The sequence below is a fragment of the Amycolatopsis eburnea genome (assembly GCF_003937945.1).
Taxonomy (GTDB): domain Bacteria; phylum Actinomycetota; class Actinomycetes; order Mycobacteriales; family Pseudonocardiaceae; genus Amycolatopsis; species Amycolatopsis eburnea.
Genome location: NZ_RSEC01000060.1, coordinates 102,992 through 123,265, shown reverse-complemented (window position 1 = coordinate 123,265; position 20,274 = coordinate 102,992). Strand labels below are relative to the sequence as shown.

Genomic DNA, 20,274 nt, shown 5'->3' with positions numbered 1-20,274 from the left:
ACCGGCAGCGGGCGGGGTCCGCGCGGACGTTCTGGCTCCGCTCGGCGAGAACCGGCGCTCGGGGCGAGTTCGACGGCGATGGTGGGGAAGCGTCTGTCGCGGAGCGGGGTCGAGCGAGATTGCTGGGCCGAGCGTCGGAGGCAGGCCGGGTGCGGTCATGACGATTCCTTCTCAAGGGTCTCGGAAAGCAGTCCGTGCATGAGCGCGTGCTTCGCAGACTCGGTGACAACTGCCTCGACGAGGTCGTCGGCCCTGTGGACGAGGAGCACCAGTGGCTGCTCGTACTGGTCGGACGCGTGTTGGATCGACGTGATGTCCTGGCTGCTGGCCCCGCAGGCCGCGGGGTGGCTGTGCCAGTCCCCGACGTAGCCGAGCCAGGGGTGCGGGAGCCGGTCGAGGGCCTTTTCGAGCGCGGCCTGCGCGGTGCTCTCGACACGCACCCAGGACGTGTGCGTGGCTTCGGGGTCCTGCACCTCGATGGCGTGGCGTACGACGACTTGCCCGTCGTCCCACCAGCCGAGCAACAGCCCGCCGGTTTCGCACGGGTGAGCGGCGCCTGCCGCTTCGCCGATCGTCGCGAGCACATCCGGGGCCACCTCGAGCACCTTTGCCAACGGCGTCATGACGCGAGCCGGTGCGGGATCTCGGAGGCGACCAGGCCGACTCGGTCGAAGGGAGGCTGGTCCTGCGGCCGGCGGACGTCGGCCAGAGTGGCGGGGAGCGTCTGGTCGCCGGTGGCCTGGTCGATCACGGCTTGAAGTGCGAGTTCGGCAGCCGCCACCACGGCGCCCGGCGGGGTGGGTGAAACCGGGCTGCCGCAGCCGCGTTCCCGCAGCTCCGACGACCGGTCGAGCAGGGCGAGCGATGGCAGGTGGTCCTCCCCGGGGCGTAAGGGCATGCGGTCGACGCGCAAGACGTCGCCGTCGCGTTGCACGCACACGGACACGACGGCGTGGTCCGCCTGGGAGTCGATCAGGGCGGCCGCGGTCGCCAGCAGGCCGCTTGCCAGCCCGCTGCCGGTCGCGTCCACCACGATCCGGTGGTGGCGGACCAGGCTGAGCGCCATGTCCAGGTCGGTCAGCCGCACGTACTCGCTCTGCACAGCCGTGACATCGGGGTCGACCGTGGCCAAGCAGTCCCGAACCGCGTCCGCTTTGAGCAGCCCTACGTGCCGGGCACCGGCGAGATGGCGGACGACGTTGCCCGGTCGCAGGCGCTCGGCGTCGAGCAGGGTGAGCTTGCGGAATCCCGATCTGAACAGCAGGTCGGCGGTGAACGACCCGATCGCCCCGCAGCCCACGATCGCCACGGGGATGCCGGAGAGGGCCGAGCTCACCGGCCCGGCGCGCATCATGCGCGTCCACGTGCTCGTATCCGCGCTTTCGCACGCCGTGATCCGGATTCCCGTGACGTCAGGACGGGCACGCAAGGCCAGGGCGGCGTCCGTGCCACCGTGGCTGTACTGGAGCAGGAGGACGGTCACCACGCCCAATCCGATCAGGCGGCGGACCTCGGTGGCCTGGTCGCCGAGAGCCGTCGCGACGTCATCCCAGTTCCGCAGCGGCCGTTCGACATTGCCGATCGTGGCGACCCAGGCGAGACGGCGGTCTTTGCGGTTTCGCCGCCGGCCGCTGACGATGCCTCGGGTTGGCCGTACCCGATCGGTGATGACGACGGTGCTCCGGTCACCACTGGTTTGCACAGCTTGGCCGGAGACGAGTCGCGTCGCGTCATAGAGCACCATCCGGTCGTCGTCCTGTTCCTGGCCTAGGTAGCGTTCCAGGTCGCATGAATCGTCGTCCGGCCAACCTGATGCCGTCTTCTGCAGCCAGTCGGAGATCCGGTCCACGAGTATTCGCGCGTCCCACCAGGGGGCTTCGTCGACGGGCCACTCGTCCTCCCAAAGGCACAGCGAGCCGTCGGCGTTGATGTGGAACGTGACCTCGAGTGGAAAGCCTGGGTCGAGGATGATCACCTGGGGCGGGGCGAACGGGAACGTCCTGCTCGGGGTGATCACGACGCGGGCTGCGAATTCGGCGGACTGTTGCCCTTCGCTGGCGGGTTTGCTCCACCTCACTGGGCCCCAGAGCCGCTCGCCGTCGTCGGCGAAACCGAGTGGCGGGAACTGCTCACGCCAGCGCTCGAGATCTCCGAGGGACCAGGTCATGCGTACCGGCCACGGCCGGCCGGCACCGCCGAAGCGCCCTTGACCACGCCGCGGGCAGATTTGGTCGATCCGTCGGCGTTGCAGGAGTCGGGGAGCGGAAAGACGTCCTCAGGTTCGGTGGTTTCCTGCGTCTCACCCAGTAGTTCTCGCCACTTCGCGGCGCTTGCGCAGATATCCTCCTCGTCTCGTGCCGACTCCGCCAACTCGGCTGCCTCCGCGATCCGCTCGGCGGCGGCCTCGGTCTGGTCCTCGGTCGCCTTGGTCGTGATGGTGCGGTCGTCGAGCGTCGGGTCGGCGGGGCCTTCGTCGACGTAATCGGGCAGCCGGTCGGCGATCTCTCGCAGGATCACGCACAGGTAGTCCGCGATGGTGTTCTCGTTCGGTTTGAGGTTCTGGAAGGCGTGATAAGTGAGGACCTCGAAGTAGTAGCCGCCCGGTTGTTCGTCGACCCAGGTGCGCCGGATCTGCCGGATCAGCTTGACCATATGCACGTAGACGCCCGATTTGGGGTTATCCGACGAGAGCAGGAACGTCTTGTTCGCCGCGGTCGCGAGCTCGCCCATCTCGACCGGGTTGGTTTCCACCCAGCTGGCGCGGCCGTCGTCCTCGATCTTCTGCGGGATCTGCCAGTGCTCATCGGGGTGGTCCACGCACGGACGGGCGATGACGACGTCCACCGACAGGTCGAAGTCCGGGAACTCGACCTTGACGGAGCGGTGCTGCCGCTCGACCCTGCCTGGGAAGGCCTCTTCGAGGACCTCGGTCACGTGGTCCAGGATCTTGCCCGGCCGTAGTGTCGATGTGGCCTTCGTCAGCCGGGCGAACACGTCGACGTCCTTGACGCGCTTGATCGATACATCTCGGCCGTAGGAACCGATGAGTACCGGGGAGATGCCCAGTTTCGCCAGCCGGTCGTCAGCCTCCAACGCTGCAGTTACCTGGTCATGAGCCTTGGCGGCGTTCTGCGCGTCGGCTTGTGGCTCGATGCTGGTCAGTGCCGCCTTGAACTGCGTGGCGAGAGTCGCCATGGGTGCTTCTCCTTTCGTAACTGGATGGGCGTTTCCCGAATCCGGCGGAAACCACGGCCGGGCGATCGTGTCAAGGACATCGCCACGCACTCCGCGAGCAGCCGGCCCCGCACCTAAGGACCGCCGATGTGCTGCTCGGTGCGTCGCGCCGGGGCTCGGTCTGAGTACTCCTCATCGGCCATGCCCGAGCCCCTCCCTACTGAGGCGGCTGTCCGCCGGTCGGCTGCCGGAGTGATCCGGAAGGCGCGGCGTCCATCGCAGCGGTTTCATTGAATCACGTGAAACCGGATCCCGTGCACATGCCCCCTTGTCGGGCGTGTCGATCTGGGAGACTGGCCGCGTGCGCATCGAGCTCGCCGGCCGGTCGCCGCTGCTACGCCGGCTCTGGTCGATCGAGCCGGAGGCAGGCTCGATGGTCCTGGACGCACGTCGGCTCACGTTCGCCTCGCCGCTCGACCTCGCGGCGATCGTGGCGCTCGCCCGCTCTGCGGCGGCGCGGGGCGATCGGGTGAAGCTGATCGCGCCCCGTGATCACAACGTCGCGTCGTACCTCGAACGGCTCGACGTCATCAGCAACCTGCCGCCGGATGCGGAAGTGGTAGGTGATCTCGGCGGAGGGCCTCGCGCCGACCTGGCCGACAGTCTGCTGGAAGTTGGGCACCTGACCGCGGAACACGCGACCCGGCTCGTTGAACGGATGGGCCGGATGTTCGCCCGGCACTACGGCCGCCTCGGCCTTCGATACTTTCAGGGGGTCGGTGAGCTCATCGACAACGCGGTGAGTCACGGCGTCAGCGAGCTCGGCGCTTTCGTCGCGGCGCAGGTCTACACCGGAGCGACCAGTGGCCGGCGAGGTATCGAGTTCGCGGTGTGTGACACGGGCGTGGGAATCCGTGCTCACCTTCGCCGTAACCCGGCCAATCACCATCTTGCGGACGACGTGACGGCATTGAAGAAAGCCCTCCGCCCCGGCGTTACCGGCACGGAGGAGACCCGAGGTCACGGTCTGAACGACTTGTGGCGGGCTGCTCCGGATGCCGGATTCGCTCGCCTCCTGCTTCGCAGTGGCGAAGGTCTCGCCAGTGTCGTCGACCATGGCGGCGTACGGCGTCCGATGTGCGTTCCTGCAGGGGGCGACGTCGCGGGGACTTGGGCTTGGCTCCGAGTTCGTCCTTACTAGTTCAAGCAGCGTGTGCTTCAATGGTTTCATTGAAACCGGGAGGCTTGTCATGGTTCCGCCACATCTGTACCGCGTGAACGAGCACGGTTCCTACCTCGCCACCCGGAGCGTGGCCAAGCTCGCGAGGGAGTCGTTGGAGCACGAAGCGGCTGCCGGTGCGCGGGGTGGTGAGGTCATCATCGACTTCTCCGGTGTCGCCGCCATGACCATCAGTTTCGCCGATGAATTCCTCGGGAAATTCTATGCCTCCGTCGCGACGGGTGATGTTGCCGTGTCAGTTGTGCTGCTGCAGGGGCTGAACGAGGAAACCCTTGAGACAATGCAGATTTGCCTGGAACGGCGCGAATTGATGGCGGCCACTGTGGACGGTGGGCAGCTGCAGCTCCTGGCGGCGCCTGAATATCTCGACCAGACGTATCGTCAGGCCGTCGCGCTACGGCGATTTCGTGCCGCCGAGCTATCCGAGCGGCTGGGAGTTACGCTGCAGAACGTGAACAACCGTCTCAAGCGTTTGGTCTCGAGCGGGACTCTCAAGCGGGAGAAGAGCATTCCGTCCAACAGGGGTGGCAAGGAGTTCGTGTATACGATCCCGGCGTCGTGGTGCGGAGGGGGCGCATAAGTGCCGATGATCCGCCGGGAAACGCTACGGTGAGTAGGCGTCTGCGGGCCGGCGCCGAACACGTTGACCACCCATCCGTCTCGGATGACTGCGGCGGCCGGCTGGCGGAAATCGCTTCGCTGTCCAAATGTGACGCGACGTCTTCGAGTGGCTACTGCCTCTGGCCCTGGACGTACTCGAGTGCTGCCAGCTGAGCTCCGTAGAACTCGCCGAGCTGCACATCCTGATCCAGGTGCATCCCGGCGGCCCCGCGCATGCGGCCGAGTTCGTCCCGCCGCGCGAGCAGATCGACGCGGTAACACAGGCCGCGGGGCTGACCTCCGACCTGATGTCGCCCGGACGTTGGTGACGAAGCTCGTGGCCTGGCGTACCGCTTCAGCAATCGCGCTGCCGCCTCCGAGTGCCGGTGTTCAGGTCCCGGTCTTTTCTGCAGCCATCAGGGAAAGGTACTTTTTCGTTGCCGTTTCCATTATTTGCTCGGCGGTGCTTCCCGGAGGCACTTCCAGCTGCTTGATCGCCTCGATCGCCAAGGCGAAACGACGGTTGTTGGGCCCTATCGAAACGTCGGCGCCTTTCAGCACTTCGGCCCCGGCGCTGTACGCTCGGCCTTCGCCGCTGTCGATGTACCACCCGGACTCGCCGGGACGCGGTTCGGCCACTTTGGTCAGGATGGCTTCGACGCGACGCTTGAACGTCTCCAGCCGCCTCTGAGCGCCGGCCGGTTCCTCGTCCGGCTGGTCTTGCTTGCCGGTGCTGACATCCGCGTCTTCCGTCGTCATTCTGTCCCCTTCACTCCCAAGTGATGTTGCCGGGTTGATCGTTGGGTCGATCTGCGAGCAAGTAGAAGAACGTCGTTCTAGAAAACCAGGCGTAGAGCGCCCAAACCGCGTTGAAGAGCGACACGATCGTGAGCACCTGCCACCTCGTGTCGTGAACTCCGAGTATCTGCGGATGCACGGTCAGCGCAAGGGCCTTCGTGACCTGTGCCTCGAACAAGCCCGCAGCGGACAGGACAAGGGTTACCGTGAGCAGTGACGAGACGCGAGAGACGAGCGTGCCACCGACCAGGCCAGTGCTGCGCGCCTCGAACCCGGCGAAAGCGCCGGCAGCCGCCGGAAAGGCGAGGACGATCGCCGGAAAATTGGCACCGAGGCCCAACTGGCCCTTGTCGGCGATCGCCGCGATCAAGTATATGAGCAGGAATGCCGAGGACGCGGCAGCAGCGGAGATCGCGATCGATCCCGGTGGCACCTCGTAGAACTTCGCACTGAGCCAGAGGTTGTCGGCCAGCTCGGTCGACACCGATCTCATGTAGACATGCAGGTAGCGTTGCCCTCTGCGGCGCTGGAGCCGACGATACGGGTGCGCGACAGCTTCCCCCGAGGCGTCTTCGGTCACCGTGAACGCATCAGCGTGATCGGGCATCTGCTGCACCGCGGCATAGGTACCTTCCGGTCCTTCGACCAAGAGGTGGTAGCTCTTCGCGGTTGCCGCGTTATGCAGTTCCAGGCGTAGGTAGATCGGTCTGCTACCGATGAGGGCCGCTAGACGGTCCTTGAGCCAGGCAGGCACGTTCCACATCGGCGAACGTTTCAGACTGGGGATCTGGTATCGCTCGTACGTGATGATGCGACGCGATTTCCGCCGCGGTGTGCCGGGGACGACCGCGACGATCGCGTAGTGACCTGCCAGGATCTTCACCAATCCGGCAGCGCGGAGAAGGGCGTCCGCCGGCTCGGATCCGTTCTCGAAGAGCCTTGCCGTCGACTCGATACCGGCAACGCACTGATCCAAGCGTGTCTTGCCGATGACCGACAGCCGGGCCCTGACCGCGATGAGGTTCATCCCCTTCTCAGCCAGCTTGCGCAGCTCACGAGCGTGTTGCGCCTTTGCGGGGGAGTCGAGTACCGGGTGATTCTGGATGCCGGCCAAGCCATCGAGGATCTGCGAGAAGAATCCGCCCACTGTCAGCAAGAGGTACTCAGCGTGGTTCAGGGTGGCGACATCGCTGCCGTCCAGACTGATCTGCAAGTCATCTTGGAGCTCACCCTTGAGCGGCAGCATCAGCGGAAAGTAGAGATCGTCTTGATCGCCCTTCGGGACTTCCAAGGTGATCGCCACCTTCTGCCGGACCGTCCGATTCAACGGGCGAACGGTCTCGACGACGCGGCCGCGGAGTCTCGACGGATCGACGATCGCTTCGATGTACCGTTTTGCCTGCGTCGCACCGATGTCGTCCTTGACGTACTCGACGGCTTTGGTGAGCAGCTCGTCGACGTCGACGTGACCGTTGGAGGCGCGCACGTCGCGTGCGCGCCGTTTTCGCCTCCTCTCGCCGACTCGCGTAGGGCGGTAGACGAAAATCCAGACGTGAAGCGCGACCAGCGCCAGGCCGATCGCCAGCAGCCCGGCGATGTAGTCAGCGGAACGTTCGCCGATGGCGAAGACCATGAGCAAGAAAACGATCGCCAACGCGATGACAATGGCCAGACGAGCCGCCCTGAATCGTAGCCCCTTACCGCTTGGCGAGTCGCCGTCGTCGCTCTCGGCGTCTGCAGCCATCGTCGTCCCCTCCAGCTTCCCGAGTGGTACCCCGACTCCATGGCCGCGGCTGGATGCCCAGCCGCGGAGGGGGTCTGTAGGGCACTCGCACCACACTTCGTCACCGAACTTGAACTGGGTCGACGGCTGTCGACTCGGTGTTACGGTCGGTGACGGACGACACTCGTACGGAGTAATGAGACGCACGTCGGTCGACTTCATAGAGCGATCAGTCCGCAGCACCGGCAGGGCGTGGCGGCTGCTGGAGAGGCACCGTGAAGCAGATCGCCGGTCATGGCGATCCTTTCGCATCGGGGCGACGACAAGCTGCTTCACCTGTCGAGGATGCGGGAACCGAGTCGCGAGTACAACTCTTTCGCTTGCTGACCGTGACGTTGGTCGATTGTGGGCGTCGTCATCGTTGACGGCTGCGCACGGAATGCGGCGACGACCTTCGAGCGCCGCTGGTCTGGCGGATTGCGACGCAGGCAGGTGACCGACGCAGAGGCGCAGCTGGTCACCGACCGCGGCAGGCAGAGGGCCAGGCTGTCTACCGACGACACGGCCGTGTCCACGCGACGGCCGCTCGGCGTTCGCGCACTGCTACGCGCGGACACTAGGTCTGGCTCTCCTCTCGCTGGGCGGCTACCCAGCCGTCCAGGTCCGCGGCTGCACCGAGATGTGGACAGTGCTGGTCGACGATTGGCTGTCCAAGAAACCGGTGAATCGTTCACAGGCTACGGACCCAGACTGCCGGTGTTGGGAGGTCAGCGCAGCCGGCCTGGCCTTCGGGTGGACCGCGGTGGCGGCGCGGCATCTGGACAACGGGTGCACGACGATCACCAGTCCGAACTCGCGGCTCTGCAGAGGGTTGGCGACGTCGTGTCACCGGGATCCAGGGCCCAGCCGCGGGGGTGGTGTTCGGCAGGTGGCGCGTCGTGGTCCAGCGCCTGGACGGCGAAGGCGCCGATCGGCGTGACCTCGGAGGCGCCGGCCTCGACCGCGCAGGACCCGGCGGCCACGCTGGTGCCCGGCACAGCCGCCCCGCCGACCTGGGTCTGGTACGTCACCGCGGCGGCCGCGGTGCTGCTCGGGTTGCTGACGCTGCGCTGGACCCTCACCCAGCTGACCCGCCGCCCACCGGTGCGGACCTGGCGGTTCGAGGCCGACCCGGACCGCGGGCGCACCGAGCTGGCCACTGACACCGCCGTCACCCCGTTCACCGAAGAACTGCGCGCCCACCCCGACGTGCACCAGGCGCGCGCGACGCTGGCGGGAACTCGCGAAGCCCCGTCGCTGGCTTTGGTGATCACCCTGACCGACGACGGCCATCCCCAGGATCCGGGAGCACCTCGCGGCGGAAAGCTTGCCCCGGCTGCAGCAGGCCCTCGACCTCGAGACCCTCCCGGTGAGCGTGGAGTTCCGCTTCGCCGCCACCACCGGGCGCAGCCTCCGCTGACGTGACCGGCTCGCCGTCAAGAAGTCTGCTGCAGGACTTCGGCGAGGCCGGTGAGCTCGATCTTCTTCCGGGCGGTGGGAGACGGGACGACGTGCACCTCCAGGCCGGCGGTGCGACAGGCGCGAGCCAGGCTGACCAGAGGCTTCAGCGCCTCAAGTGTCAAGTGGGTGACTGCGGTCAAGTCGACGACGACAGCGCCGACGCCCTCGGCCGCGTGCCGCACGACCGCGTCGCTCGCGGCCTCGAGCCGCCCGGCGGCCGCCGCGTCGAGGGGCCCGGACGCGGCCAAGGTCATCGTCGCGCCGACCGGGCCGGTCACGTGCACCCGCGCCGCCGTCCCTCCGGCGCCGCTGTCGGCGTGTGTTGGCATGAGGCCTCCGGTTTCGCAGTGCCGACCCGTCTGCTGGGGGCACCCGCGGTCCGTACCCGCTGGTCAGCGCGACAAGCACGTGCATCGCGCCCTCAACGGTTCGGCCGGCCATGGCTGTGCCGGCTCTCGGGAAACGATGCGTGGTCGCTGGATGAGCGGGGGTCACCACCCTGCAGGACGGAGGTGAGGAGTGTTTTCAGGCACGTCGACCCGGCCTGCGGGTCGGCCTCTCGAGAATCGTCGCCACCATGCGTGCGGGCGAGTTCGTCATGCGCTTGCGCCTGCTCCTGGAGGTGGTCACCGCGAACTGCGATTGCGAGGGCGAGTTCGTGCTGCCGGGCGGCTTCGGCCGGGTTCCCGAGCGCGGCGAGGGTGCGGCCGAGTTCGATCCGGGCGTGGGCCTCTAGCCGGGTGTCGTCGTCGAGCAGTGTGACCGCGACGCGGTGTGATTTCAGCGCCTCGGCGGGATGTCCCAGTGCGCGGTGTGCAGTTCCGATGAGGGTCAACGCTTCCGCCTCGCCGGCCCGGTCCCCGATCCGCTGTCGTAGCTCGCGAGCCTGCCGGAGGTGTACGAGGGCTTCGTCGGCGGCACTCAGCTCGATGAGGCATCGCGCCAATGCCGTGTGCACGTGATCGTTGGGACTCAGCTGGCCCAGGTCGTCGCAGAGGGAACAAGCCGTCCGCAGGTGGGCCAGCGCTGCCTCGTGCGAGCCGTCCAGCCACCGGACGACGCCTCGGGTCCAGTGCGTGATGATCGTGGCGTCGATGCCCAGCGGGGACAACGCGGGAAGCTCGGCGAGCTCGTCGAAGGCGGTCTGCGCGTGCTCCGCGGCTTGAGCGTGAGCGCCGCGTTGCAAGTGCATCAACGCCAGCAGGGCGAGGGTGTGCGCGTGGGATTCGGTGTTCTCGCGGTGCTCGGCCGATGTGGTCAGCAGGTCGTGAGCGCGTGCGGTGTGGCCTGCGGACCAGTGGGCCAGCGCCAGCAGCGTGCGCAGAAGGTCCTCGCCGCCTTCGGCTGTGGCCCGCGCGGCCGTCAGGCCTTGCTCGAGCAGTGCGATCGCGTCACCGGCGAAGTTGCGGCACAGGACGTGCCACAGGGAGATCGCCAGCTGCCACGCGTAGCCGCCCTGGCCTTCGGCCGCGGCGCAGCGGGTCGCCGCCAGGACGTTGGCGCGCTCGGCCGTCAGCCACGCCCGCGCGGCCTCCGCCCCCGGGCCGTTGTCCTCGATGCGGGCGGCTGCCTCCGTGATGGCGGTCAGGTAGTGCTTGAGCATTCGCTCGGTCATGCGCGGGTCGTCCGACATGCCCCGGGCGTACTGCCGCAGCAGGTCGTGCTGCCGGTACCGGCCCGGCGCCGGCTCCTCGGCCAGATGGACGTCGACCAGCCGCTGCAGGGCTTCGTCGGCCCGGTTGGCCGGCAGGCCGGTCATCGCTGCCAGGACGGCGGTGTCCGCGTCGGCGCCGGGATGCCGGCCCAGCGCGGAGAACAGCTGCTGGTCGACCGGGGACAGCTGCTCGTGCGACATGCGGAACGCCAGTGCCACCTCGCGGTCGGCGAACAGCCGCGGCAATTGCTGGCGCGCATCGGCCAGTTGCGCGGACAAGTGCGCGATCGGCCAGGTCGTGCGGTGCGCCAGCCGCGCTCCCGACAGCCGAAGCGCGAGTGGCAAGCCCGCGCACAGCCGGACGATCTGCGCCACCGCCTCGGGTTCGGCACCAGCCCGATCCTCGCCCACCAGGTGGGCGAGGAAGGCTTCGGCCTCCTCCTCCGCCAGGACGGTGAGCGACAACGGCCGCGCGCCGGCCAAGTCCGGCAATCTCGCGCGGCTCGTGACGATCACCAGACTCTGTCCGGTGGGCAGCAGCGGCGCCACCTGCGTGTGGTCGACTGCGTTGTCGAAGACGACCAGCAGTCGCAGCGCCGCGGTCGTCGCCCGCCACTGCGCCATGGCGTCCCCGCCCGGCGCGGTCCCGAGCTGTCCGAGCAGGATGTGCAGGATCTCTTCGACGGTCAGCGGCATTTTCCCCGCGCTGTGCCCCTGTAGGTCGACGAAAAGCGCACCGTCGGGGAACCGGTCGGCCAGCAGATGAGCAGCGCGGACGGCGAACGCGGTCTTGCCGACCCCGGCCATTCCGTCCACTGTGTACAGAGCGGCCCGATCCTCCGCCGACATCGCCAGCCGCGCGAGCTCGTCGTGCCGCCCCGCGAAGTAGGGGAGATCTCGGGGAAGGCAGTTGCGGTGCGCCGCGGGCACCTCGCTGACCCAGTCGACCGCGGGATCTCCGTGCAGGATCTGCGCGTGCACGCGCTGCAAGCCGTGCCCGGGACTGGCACCGAGCTCCTCGGCCAGCAGCCGCCGGATCTCGTCGAACACGGCGAGTGCGTCGCCTTGGCGGCCGCTGCGGTAGAGCGCGACCATCAGCAGCTCGCGCACGCGCTCGCGGTACGGGTGCTCGGCCGCGAGGCCGGACAGCTCGGGAATCGCCGACGCGTGCTCGCCGCGCAGCAGATCCAGCTCGGCGAGGTCCTCCAGCGCGCCGCAGCGGTATTCATCCAGCCTGGCCCGTTCGATGGCTGCCTCGGCCGTGTCGATGCCGCTGAAGGCGGGGCCGCGCCACAGCGCCATCGCCTCGGCCAGGTGCTGGCCGGCCGCGCGCAGGTCGCCGTCGCTCTTGTACGCCCGCGCCCGCGCGAGCCCGGAGGCGAACTGGACGCTGTCGAGCCGGCCGGGCGCTACCCGCAGCACGTACCCGGTGCCGACCGTCTGCAGTGACCCATCGTCGAGCTCCAGCGACCTGCGCACGTCACCGACGTACTTCTGGACGAGGTTCACCGCGCTCCTCGGCGGGTTCCCGGCCCAGGTGCCCTGGATGATCTTCTCGCGGTCGACCTGCTGATTGGCGTGCAATAGCAGCACGCCGAGCACCTTGAGGCACTTGCCGGGGCGCACTTCGATCGCGCGAGCACCACGCCAGGCCGCGACCGGCCCGAGCACACCGAACCGAACTTCGGGCATGAGACGTCCCCTCCCCGGGCCGATGGTACCTCTGACCAGTGACTTTCCGTAAGACTGCAGTGCGACTTCAGTGAACGCTGCGACGCTGCCTTCACCAGCGACGACGTGCTGGCAAGAGGGGAGTCGACATGGAAATCAGCACAAAGGTGCGCCGCTCCGAGGGCTCGCGGACGAGCAATCCGAGCCGCCGAGCGAAGGCGGCCGGCGTGGTCGCAACGGCCGCGGCGGCTCTACTCACCGGAGCGCCGCTCGCCTCCGCAGCGCCCGCACTGGCACCGAGGAACTTCGAGGTGATCCTCCGACACAGCTCAGGCACCATCGTCGGCCACATCACGGGCAACCTGACCTGGTCGACGTCCGGCAGGACGGTGACCTTCTCGAACCAGACCTTGGCCGTCAAGACCGGCGAGTGCGTGGACGTCGCCTACGCCGGCTACCAGGGGAACACGCGAGTGACCCAGATCTGGCAACTCACGGATCGGTGCACGAGCACGCCCATCGCCGACTTTCCCTTGCCGACCGACGTCCCGGGCGGAATCCTGCAGGTCAACATCAGTCTGACCGATGTGGACCACAAGAACAGGGAATCGGTCGCCTGCCCCAAAGACCAATCCGTCTGCCACTCGTGAGCCAGGGGAGGAATCCATGATCAAGAAGGCGATGGCAGTGCTCGCGGCGGCCAGTGCGGGCCTGCTGGGGCTCGCGCTGCCGGCTTCCGCGGACGTCAGCTCCAGCCAGGATTGCCAGAACGGCGCCGGCTACCAGACCGTCGTGAAGCGGGCCGCGGTGATCGCCACCAACAACGTCGTCGTCGGGGAAGTCCAGCTGTGCCGGCAGGGCAGCCTGTACTTCGGGTTCGTGCTGTTCGACCAGGCCATGACGGCCAGCCAGTACGCGCAGGCCCGCCTCGACCGGTACGACCAGGGGCAGCGGGTCGGCACCGTCAGCTGCGACAGCTCGGGCGGGAACGGAAGGGTGCTGCCGGGCCAGCGCCGTTGCTGGACGCCGAACCTCAACGGAGACGCCGTCCGGTACACCTTCGTCGCGTCGGCATCCAAGTTCAGCAGCCACACGGGTGATCTGCTCGCCTCCGGCGACACCGGGCTCCCCGGTCGCTGAGCCGGGCCTGCGTGCCGCTGCCCGGAACACTCAGGGAGGCCGGGCAGCGGCAGCAGCGACGAGACCGGGCACAGCCTGATCCGCGCGGACAGCTTGCTTGTGACCGCCGCCGTCGACCTCGAATGCAGCGTGCCGGCTCGGGGCGAGCGTTCGGTGCCGTTCTGAGAGCCGTCCACGAGCACCCGGGCCCAGAAGAGGGGGCATGACTTGATCCTCCGCAGCAGATTCGCCATCAGTGTGGTGACGGCCCTGATGAGCGTCACTTTCGCAGCGAAACCGGCGAATGTGGCGCTCAGCGTGTCGGATCCTCCGACTTGAAGCCGTCGATGCCCGTACGGCGTGCCAGTCAGCCGAATCACCGTCATCGCCCACCACACCCGGACAGCCGGGACGGTGTACCGGGTCGTGAATTTGACGCTCTGTGTCAACCAGGTCGGAGTCGGGCCGTTCTCGCACGCCGACAGGTGACGTGGGCGAACGCTCGCTCCAGCTCGGACTTCACCGGGCTGCCGCCGCGTCGAGAGCGATCCGGATGTCGTCGGCGCGCTCGGGCAGGCCGACGGCTCGCCACAACTCGGCCGCCAAGCCCAGCCAGCGCCGAGCCGCGACCGCGTCGCCGAGTTCCAGTTCGAGTTCGCCCAGCTGTTGCCAGCAGGCGGCTTCGTTGCTGCGGTCGCCGTTGAGCCGGAACACGTGCGCCGCGCGCTGAAGGGCCAAACCGGCCCGGGGACGGTCACCGAGCTCCGCGTAGATCCCGCCAAGCCGTTGCTCGGTGTAGGCACCGCAGCGCTCGTCGGTGATCTCGTTGAAGATCGTCAAAGCCTCGGTCAGGTCGCGCAGCGCGGCCGGCGTGTCGCCGATTCCCTGGTGGTACCGGCTGAGCGTGCGGAGGATCACCGCCTGCCGATGACGGTCGCCGAGCTTCCGGGCGATCTCGAGGCCGTCTTCGATCCACGAACCCGCGTCTTCGGCGCCCTGTTCGAAGCCGATGATGCCGATCGCGGTCCGGATCTGTGCTTCCGCCTGCTGGTGCCCGGCGGCCACCAGATGAGTGAGGCCTTCCTTGTCGACGGCCAGCGCTGCGTCGAGTTCGCCGCGAACGCGGTGCACAGTGCCCAAGCTCGCGAGCGCGAGTCCTTCACCGCGTCGATCGCCTGTGGTCCGGTACAGCTGCACGCAACGGCGCAGGTGCTGTCGTGCCTCATCCATTTCGTCCAGGTAGATGTGCACCTGACCGAGTCCCTGCAGCAACGCCGCTTCACCGTGGGTGTTGCCGGCTGCGCCGACGGCTTTCAACGCCACTTGGTGACTGCGGTTCCAGTCCTGGTAGAGGCTGCGGTGGTCGTAGTAGGGCACCGCGGCGGTCGCCAGCTCCCAGGCCAGCTCGTCCAGGCCCCAATCGGCCGCGAGTTCCATCGCGCGCAGCAAGGTCCCGCGTTCGGCGTCGAACCACACGATCGGGTCGACGATCGCGTAGTCCGGGATCCAGCGCGGGGACTGCCCCGGAGTCGGCCGGAAAAGGCTGGGGTAGAGCAGGGCACGAGCTTGCTCGGCGAGGGCGAGCCAGGCGGCGAGCACTCGTTCCACTGCCGCCCGGCGTTCTTCGGTGGAGTAGCACTCCTGCGCCCCTTCCGCTGCGTAGGCGCGCAGCAGATCGTGCAAGCGGTACCGCGGCTGCCCGGCGCGGTCGGTGGTGACCAGCCGCACGAGGTAGGCGTCGACCAGGGCGTCCAGTACGTCGTCCGGGTCGGGCCGGTCCAGGAGCGGGCCGATCACCCACGCCGGGAGCGCCTCCGCGCCGAGCAACCCCAGCAGCCGGAAGGCCTGGACGGCTTCGTCCGGAAGAAGGCGCAGGCTCAGGTCGAAGTTGGCCCGGACGTCGAGATCGCCGACTCGCAACTCCCGCAGCCGGCGGGATTCGTCCTCGAGCCTGGTGCGCAGCACGTGCAGGGTCCACGCTCGCCTGCCGGCGAGCTTGGCCCCGGTGATCCGGATGGCCAGCGGAAGCTGCCCGCACAGCCGGACGATCGCGGCGGCCGACTCCGGTTCCCGCTCGACGCGCTCCGCTCCGGCGATGCGGGCGAGGAGGCCGCGTGCGTCTTCCGCGGAGAGCACGTCCAGCTCGACGTGTTCGGCGCCGGCCAGGTCGGCCAGCCGGCGCCTGCTGGTGACGACCACCGCGCAGCCGCCGGATGGGGGCAGCAGCGGCCGCACCTGCTGAACGTCGGCCGCGTCGTCGAGCAGCACCAGCATGCGCCGTTCGGCCAGTCGTGACCGGTAGAGGGCGGCTCGCTCGTGCAGACCGGGAGGCATGACCGCGTCCGTGACGCCGAGCGCGCGCAGCAGTTCGGCCAGCATCATCGCCGGGTCTCGGGGTGACTCCGAGGTGCCGGCGAGGTCGAGGTAGAGCTGCCCGTCCGGGTACGCGTCTCGTGCGTGGTGAAGCGCTCGCACGGCGAGCGCGGACTTTCCGGTCCCCGGTGCGCCGGAGACCACCGTCACCCGGTGATCGGCCAGCAGATCGAGCAGCTCGCGGAGGGGCTCGGCCCGGCCGGTGAAGTCGGGGATGTCCGCGGGGAGCTGGGCGATCGGCCGCGGCGGGCCGGTCGCGGTGACCAGGTCGAGGTCGGGATCCGCGCGCAGGATCTGGGCGTGTACGCGTTGCAGTCCGTTTCCGGGGTTGGCCCCGAGTTCGTTGGCGAGCAGCCGCTGGACGTCGTGGAAGACGGCGAGCGCCTCCCCTTGGCGGCCGCTGCGGTAGAGCGCGACCATCAGCAGCTCCCGCGCGCGTTCGCGGTACGGGTGCTCGTCGGTGAGCCGGGTCAGCTCGGGGATGGCCGCGACGTGGTCCCCGTGCAGCAGGTCGAGTTCGACGAGGTCTTCCAGCGCCCCCAAGCGGTATTCGTCGAGCCGGGCGCGTTCCGTGGCGGCCGCGGAGGTGTCGATACCGCTGAAGGCGGATCCGCGCCACAGCGTCATCGCGTCGGCGAGGTGGCGCCGGGCAGCGGTCAGGTCGCCGTCGCTCCTGGTCTCCCTGGCCCGGGCGAGCCGGGCCGCGAACTGGGCGCTGTCGAGCTGGTCAGGGGCCACCCGCAGCAGGTACCCGGTGCCGACCGTCTGCAGCGAGACGTCGTCGAGACCCAGTGATCTGCGCACATCGCCGACGTACTTCTGGACCAGGTTGACCGCGCTCCTCGGTGGTCTCCCACGCCAGGCACCCTCGATGATCTGCTCCCGATCCACGCGCTGGTTCGCGTTCAACAGCAGCACACCGAGCACTTGGAGACACTTGCCGGAGCCGACCTTGACCGGGACCGTGCCGCGCCAGGCCGCGACCGGCCCGAGCACGCCAAAACGAACATCGGGCATGCAAACGCCCCCTCCCCGGCTCGATGGTACCTCCGAACGGCCACGTTCCGTAAGACTGCAGCGCGACTGCAGTGAACGCTGCCACGCTCTGGGCCACGGCGAATCGCAACAACGGCAGGGAGTTCATGATGACAGCACCGCCGCCCGGCGCCAGGATCGAGCAACCACCAGAGGTTCACTCCGCCGAATGACGATGGCCGCGGTCGTCGCAGGAGCCGCCCTGGTGGGCGCGCCGGTCGCCACCGCCGCACCAGCCACGCTGTCCGCCGACCCGTCCAACCCGATCGACCCGATCCTCCGCTACGGCGCGACCTACGCCCTCGGCACGCTGCGCTGGCACCAGCGATCCGTCGACGTCGACTACTCGTTCAAGGCCAGCAACTGCCGCCGGCTCTACGCCTACGACGCCAACTGGAGGCGGTGGCCGCCGAGGAGCACCAGTCTGCACTGCAACGACGTGACCACCGACACCATCAACGTGCCCGTCGACATCGCCGGCGGCCCCATCTACGTCGAACTCTGCTTCAAGGACGAAACCGACACCGCCCACCTGGCCCGCGAGGGGTACGCCCACCCCTGACCACCGTGTTGGCCATCCCGGGTCCGACCATACAAACACCGAGGGGAACCCATGCGCAGTCTGAAAGCAGCGGTCCTGGCCGCGACGATGATCGGCACCTTCTTGAGCTCCGAGGCGCCCGCGAGCGCGGCCACGGTGGGGATACCGGCTTCCTACGGCGGCACGACCATCGATCTCGGCAAAGGCTGGAAGGACGCCCAGGTCTGCGCCGAGTTCGCGGTGGGCGACGTGCGTTGCTTCCGCACCCCGCAGGACTTCGCGGCCGCCACGGGCGAGTTCGGCATCGCCGCGGCCGAGGACTGCAAGTACACCTGGGTGTGCCTCTGGGAGGACATCGACCACACCGGCAGGCGCCTGCAGTGGAACGCGTCAGGCACGAAGAAGCTGGCCGACTGGGGTTTCCGCGACAAGGCCAGCAGCGCCGCGCTGCACCGGCCGCAGAGCGGCGCCACGCTGGTCAACTACGTCACCGCCCTCCCGGATCAGCACGCGTACCTGGCTGCGAACCGCATCTACCCCGACTTCCGCATCTTCGGCTGGAACGACAAGGCCGACGAAATCCAGGTCGGGTGACGATGGCCGACGAGATGGTCAGACGGGCGCAGCGGTTCGTCAACGACGTCTACAGCAGCCGCACCGGGATGACGGTCGAGGAGGACGGCCGAACCAAGTGGGAGGTGATGTACGCCCTCACTCGCGCCCTTCAGTCGGAGCTGGGGATCTCGCCCGTGTCGAACAGCTTCGGGCCGACGACGCTGTCCACGCTCACGTCGAGATATCCGAAGCTGAACTTCGGCACCATGCCTTCGGCGGACTTCTGCCGCATCATCCAGTCGGCCCTGTACTGCAAAGGCTACGACGGCGACGGGATCAACGGCGCGTACGGTCCACGCGTCCAAGCCGCGGTGACGAAACTCAAGGAGGACATGGGAGTCGAGACGGTGTTCCCCGGCAGTGACTTGACGCCGAAGGTGTTCAAGGGACTGTTGACCATGGACGCCTACGTCGACGTCAACTCCGGTTCGCCGACGGTCCGCGAGATCCAGCAGTGGCTGAACGGACGTTACATCGGCCGCCGCGACTTCTTCGTCATCCCCTGCGACGGCCACCATTCGCGCGACGTGGCCAAGTCCGTCTTGTTCGCGATCCAGTACGAGCTGGGCATGGCCGACGGGTCGGCCAACGGCGTGTTCGGGCCCGCCACGCAGGCGGGCCTGAAGCAGCACACGGTCTCTCTCGGCAACACGGGGATCTGGGTGTGGCTGTTCTCGGCGGTGCTGGCGCTGAACAAGCGACCGGTCGACTTCACCGGCACGTTCGATTCCTCGCTGGGCAGCGCCGTCCGGGAGTTCCAGTCGTTCGCGAAGCTCGCGGTGTCCGGTAACGGCGACTTCCCCACCTGGGCGTCGCTACTGGTCTCCTACGGGGACCAGACTCGCAACGGTGAGGCGTGTGACGGCGTCACCCGGATCACCGCTTCTCGCGCGGCGACGCTGAAGGCGCAGGGCATCGGTTACGTCGGCCGGTACCTCACCGCGTTGAGCTCGACCTCCTTGCCGGAGAAGCCGATCCAAGAAGGAGAGCTGCAGACCATCGCGGCCAGCGGCCTGCGGTGCTTCCCGATCTACCAGACGTTCGGGCGGGATGCGGCGAGCTTCACCTACGCGGCCGGCAGGGCCGCGGGCTACGCCGCGATGAACGCAGCGCAGGACCACGGGTTCAAGAACGGCACCCGGATCTTCTTCGCGGTTGACTTCGACGCGCTCGACGGGGAGGTGACCTCGAACGTCCTGCCGCACTTCAAGGGCATCGTGGACTCCTTGGCGGACGCCGGAAACCCCTATCTGGTGGGAATCTACGGGCCGCGCAACGTGTGTTCGCGGGTCGCGGCCGCCGGACACTCGACGGCGAGTTTCGTGTCGGACATGTCCTCGGGGTTCTCCGGCAACCTGGGTTACCCGTTGCCCGAAGACTGGGCGTACGACCAGATCGCGACGCGCACGATCGGGTCCGGCGACGGCCGGATCGAGATCGACGTCGACATCGTTTCGGGCCGTGACTCCGGACAGGGTTCGTTCGACCCGCCGCGCAAGGTCGTGCCGGACACCCGGCTGGCGGTGGAGGTGTACCCGGCGCTGGAACTCGACGTCGGCAAGTACATGGAATCCATCGGGTTCCCGAACAACGGCGGTACGCGGAACTTCGCGCACTGGAAGTGCTTGCAGACCACGGTGTGGGATCACGACGACGTCATCACCGAGCTGTCGAACCGGTACACGATGCGCAAGGCGCTGATCCAGGCTTCGGCGTACTGGGAGATGCGGCACTGGGACGCGATCGACGACAGCGTCGACGCGTTGGTCGAGGGCTACCACAACCGTCCGCCGGGGGTGCCCCCGCCGCCGAACGTGCCCCGGGACTCGTCGACGGGTATCGCCCAGATCTTCGGGGCGACCGCGATCCTGGCGTGGAACCACTGCATCGCCAAGGGGGTGGCGACCGGCAGGATCCGGGACACCGCCGTGGACGAGGACATCTACGCGACCTGGAAACAGCTCAAGAACGACGAGGAGTACGCACTCCGGACCGTGGCGATGATCCACATCTGGGACGCGGACGGCAAGCCGGGCGGCCAGAACCCGCCGGAAGGAGAGACGGTGCTGAGGCCCATCGCGTTGAACTACACCGAGCGGGAGATCTTCGAGGTGCTGCGCCGTTACCAGGGCTGGGGCCCGGAGGCGGAGGAGCACGCGGGGCAGCGCATGGCCCTGTACCACATCCTCGAGAAGTACAACGGCATCTCGCGGCACCTGTGAGAAGGGGAG

The 20,274-nt window shown here is 68.1% G+C and carries 16 protein-coding genes; 8 read left to right on the top strand and 8 right to left on the bottom strand.

Annotation, left to right across the window (positions count from 1 at the left end; genetic code table 11):
• Positions 1 to 155: 155 nt before the first annotated feature.
• Genes EIY87_RS36130 through EIY87_RS36120 form a run of 3 tightly spaced genes read right to left on the bottom strand, consistent with a single transcriptional unit; the run spans position 156 to position 3,195 of the window.
• Entirely contained in the window at positions 156 to 623 is a 468-nt protein-coding gene (locus tag EIY87_RS36130; protein WP_125314468.1) for a Mov34/MPN/PAD-1 family protein, read from the bottom strand.
• Positions 620 to 2,167: a ThiF family adenylyltransferase gene (locus tag EIY87_RS36125; protein ID WP_125314467.1), complete on the bottom strand. Its 1,548-nt coding sequence runs from the start codon at positions 2,165 to 2,167 to the stop codon at positions 620 to 622. Before EIY87_RS36125 ends, EIY87_RS36130 begins: the two co-directional genes overlap by 4 nt.
• Positions 2,164 to 3,195, bottom strand: coding sequence for a nucleotidyltransferase domain-containing protein (locus EIY87_RS36120; protein WP_125314466.1), 1,032 nt, complete (start codon positions 3,193 to 3,195; stop codon positions 2,164 to 2,166). The genes EIY87_RS36125 and EIY87_RS36120 overlap by 4 nt, the downstream gene beginning before the upstream one ends.
• 340 nt (positions 3,196 to 3,535) lie before the next feature.
• On the opposite strand from EIY87_RS36120, the gene EIY87_RS47875 reads away from it, so the two are divergent.
• Positions 3,536 to 4,375, top strand: a complete 840-nt coding sequence (locus tag EIY87_RS47875; RefSeq protein WP_158641433.1) for a hypothetical protein — start codon at positions 3,536 to 3,538, stop codon at positions 4,373 to 4,375.
• 73 nt (positions 4,376 to 4,448) lie between these two features.
• Positions 4,449 to 4,994, top strand: coding sequence for an STAS-like domain-containing protein (locus EIY87_RS36115; RefSeq protein WP_158641432.1), 546 nt, complete (start codon positions 4,449 to 4,451; stop codon positions 4,992 to 4,994).
• Positions 4,995 to 5,404: 410 nt separating this feature from the next.
• Here the strand turns inward: EIY87_RS36115 and EIY87_RS36110 are convergent, their stop codons facing one another.
• Positions 5,405 to 5,773 carry a hypothetical protein gene (locus EIY87_RS36110; protein WP_125314464.1) on the bottom strand — a complete coding sequence of 123 codons (369 nt, stop codon included), beginning with the start codon at positions 5,771 to 5,773 and terminating at the stop codon, positions 5,405 to 5,407.
• 10 nt (positions 5,774 to 5,783) lie between these two features.
• The gene (locus EIY87_RS36105) at positions 5,784 to 7,556 is read right to left on the bottom strand and encodes a hypothetical protein (RefSeq protein ID WP_125314463.1); all 1,773 of its coding nucleotides are present in this window, start codon (positions 7,554 to 7,556) and stop codon (positions 5,784 to 5,786) included.
• A gap of 954 nt (positions 7,557 to 8,510) precedes the next feature.
• On the opposite strand from EIY87_RS36105, the gene EIY87_RS36100 reads away from it, so the two are divergent.
• Positions 8,511 to 8,999 (top strand): hypothetical protein, encoded by a 489-nt coding sequence (locus tag EIY87_RS36100; protein ID WP_125314461.1) that lies wholly within the window; start codon positions 8,511 to 8,513, stop codon positions 8,997 to 8,999.
• A gap of 11 nt (positions 9,000 to 9,010) precedes the next feature.
• On the opposite strand, the gene EIY87_RS36095 is transcribed toward EIY87_RS36100, so the two are convergent.
• Complete coding sequence (locus EIY87_RS36095) at positions 9,011 to 9,364, bottom strand: STAS domain-containing protein (protein ID WP_225440260.1); 354 nt, start codon at positions 9,362 to 9,364, stop codon at positions 9,011 to 9,013.
• A 92-nt stretch (positions 9,365 to 9,456) separates the two neighbouring features.
• Entirely contained in the window at positions 9,457 to 12,381 is a 2,925-nt protein-coding gene (locus EIY87_RS36090) for an AfsR/SARP family transcriptional regulator (RefSeq protein WP_125314459.1), read from the bottom strand.
• 128 nt (positions 12,382 to 12,509) lie between these two features.
• Here EIY87_RS36090 and EIY87_RS36085 point away from each other — a divergent pair, with 128 nt between their 5' ends.
• Positions 12,510 to 13,010: a hypothetical protein gene (locus tag EIY87_RS36085; RefSeq protein ID WP_125314458.1), complete on the top strand. Its 501-nt coding sequence runs from the start codon at positions 12,510 to 12,512 to the stop codon at positions 13,008 to 13,010.
• Positions 13,011 to 13,026: 16 nt separating this feature from the next.
• Positions 13,027 to 13,500, top strand: coding sequence for a hypothetical protein (locus EIY87_RS36080; RefSeq protein WP_125314456.1), 474 nt, complete (start codon positions 13,027 to 13,029; stop codon positions 13,498 to 13,500).
• A gap of 498 nt (positions 13,501 to 13,998) precedes the next feature.
• Here the strand turns inward: EIY87_RS36080 and EIY87_RS36075 are convergent, their stop codons facing one another.
• Positions 13,999 to 16,869, bottom strand: coding sequence for an AfsR/SARP family transcriptional regulator (locus EIY87_RS36075; protein ID WP_125314454.1), 2,871 nt, complete (start codon positions 16,867 to 16,869; stop codon positions 13,999 to 14,001).
• A gap of 187 nt (positions 16,870 to 17,056) precedes the next feature.
• Here EIY87_RS36075 and EIY87_RS36070 point away from each other — a divergent pair, with 187 nt between their 5' ends.
• Genes EIY87_RS36070 through EIY87_RS36060 form a run of 3 tightly spaced genes read left to right on the top strand, consistent with a single transcriptional unit; the run spans position 17,057 to position 20,265 of the window.
• Entirely contained in the window at positions 17,057 to 17,449 is a 393-nt protein-coding gene (locus EIY87_RS36070; RefSeq protein WP_125314452.1) for a hypothetical protein, read from the top strand.
• Between the two features lie 51 nt (positions 17,450 to 17,500).
• Entirely contained in the window at positions 17,501 to 18,022 is a 522-nt protein-coding gene (locus tag EIY87_RS36065; protein ID WP_125314450.1) for a peptidase inhibitor family I36 protein, read from the top strand.
• 2 nt (positions 18,023 to 18,024) lie between these two features.
• Positions 18,025 to 20,265, top strand: coding sequence for a glycoside hydrolase domain-containing protein (locus EIY87_RS36060; RefSeq protein ID WP_125314448.1), 2,241 nt, complete (start codon positions 18,025 to 18,027; stop codon positions 20,263 to 20,265).
• Positions 20,266 to 20,274 lie beyond the last annotated feature (9 nt).

Bases quoted from the DNA above. Each gene is read 5' to 3' on its own strand.
- EIY87_RS36130 (WP_125314468.1), bottom strand. From the start codon at position 623: ATGACGCCGTTGGCAAAGGTGCTCGAGGTGGCCCCGGATGTGCTCGCG.
- EIY87_RS36125 (WP_125314467.1), bottom strand. From the start codon at position 2,167: ATGACCTGGTCCCTCGGAGATCTCGAGCGCTGGCGTGAGCAGTTCCCG.
- EIY87_RS36120 (WP_125314466.1), bottom strand. From the start codon at position 3,195: ATGGCGACTCTCGCCACGCAGTTCAAGGCGGCACTGACCAGCATCGAG.
- EIY87_RS36110 (WP_125314464.1), bottom strand. From the start codon at position 5,773: ATGACGACGGAAGACGCGGATGTCAGCACCGGCAAGCAAGACCAGCCG.
- EIY87_RS36105 (WP_125314463.1), bottom strand. From the start codon at position 7,556: ATGGCTGCAGACGCCGAGAGCGACGACGGCGACTCGCCAAGCGGTAAG.
- EIY87_RS36095 (WP_225440260.1), bottom strand. From the start codon at position 9,364: ATGCCAACACACGCCGACAGCGGCGCCGGAGGGACGGCGGCGCGGGTG.
- EIY87_RS36090 (WP_125314459.1), bottom strand. From the start codon at position 12,381: ATGCCCGAAGTTCGGTTCGGTGTGCTCGGGCCGGTCGCGGCCTGGCGT.
- EIY87_RS36085 (WP_125314458.1), top strand. From the start codon at position 12,510: ATGGAAATCAGCACAAAGGTGCGCCGCTCCGAGGGCTCGCGGACGAGC.
- EIY87_RS36080 (WP_125314456.1), top strand. From the start codon at position 13,027: ATGATCAAGAAGGCGATGGCAGTGCTCGCGGCGGCCAGTGCGGGCCTG.
- EIY87_RS36075 (WP_125314454.1), bottom strand. From the start codon at position 16,869: ATGCCCGATGTTCGTTTTGGCGTGCTCGGGCCGGTCGCGGCCTGGCGC.
- EIY87_RS36070 (WP_125314452.1), top strand. From the start codon at position 17,057: ATGACGATGGCCGCGGTCGTCGCAGGAGCCGCCCTGGTGGGCGCGCCG.
- EIY87_RS36065 (WP_125314450.1), top strand. From the start codon at position 17,501: ATGCGCAGTCTGAAAGCAGCGGTCCTGGCCGCGACGATGATCGGCACC.
- EIY87_RS36060 (WP_125314448.1), top strand. From the start codon at position 18,025: ATGGCCGACGAGATGGTCAGACGGGCGCAGCGGTTCGTCAACGACGTC.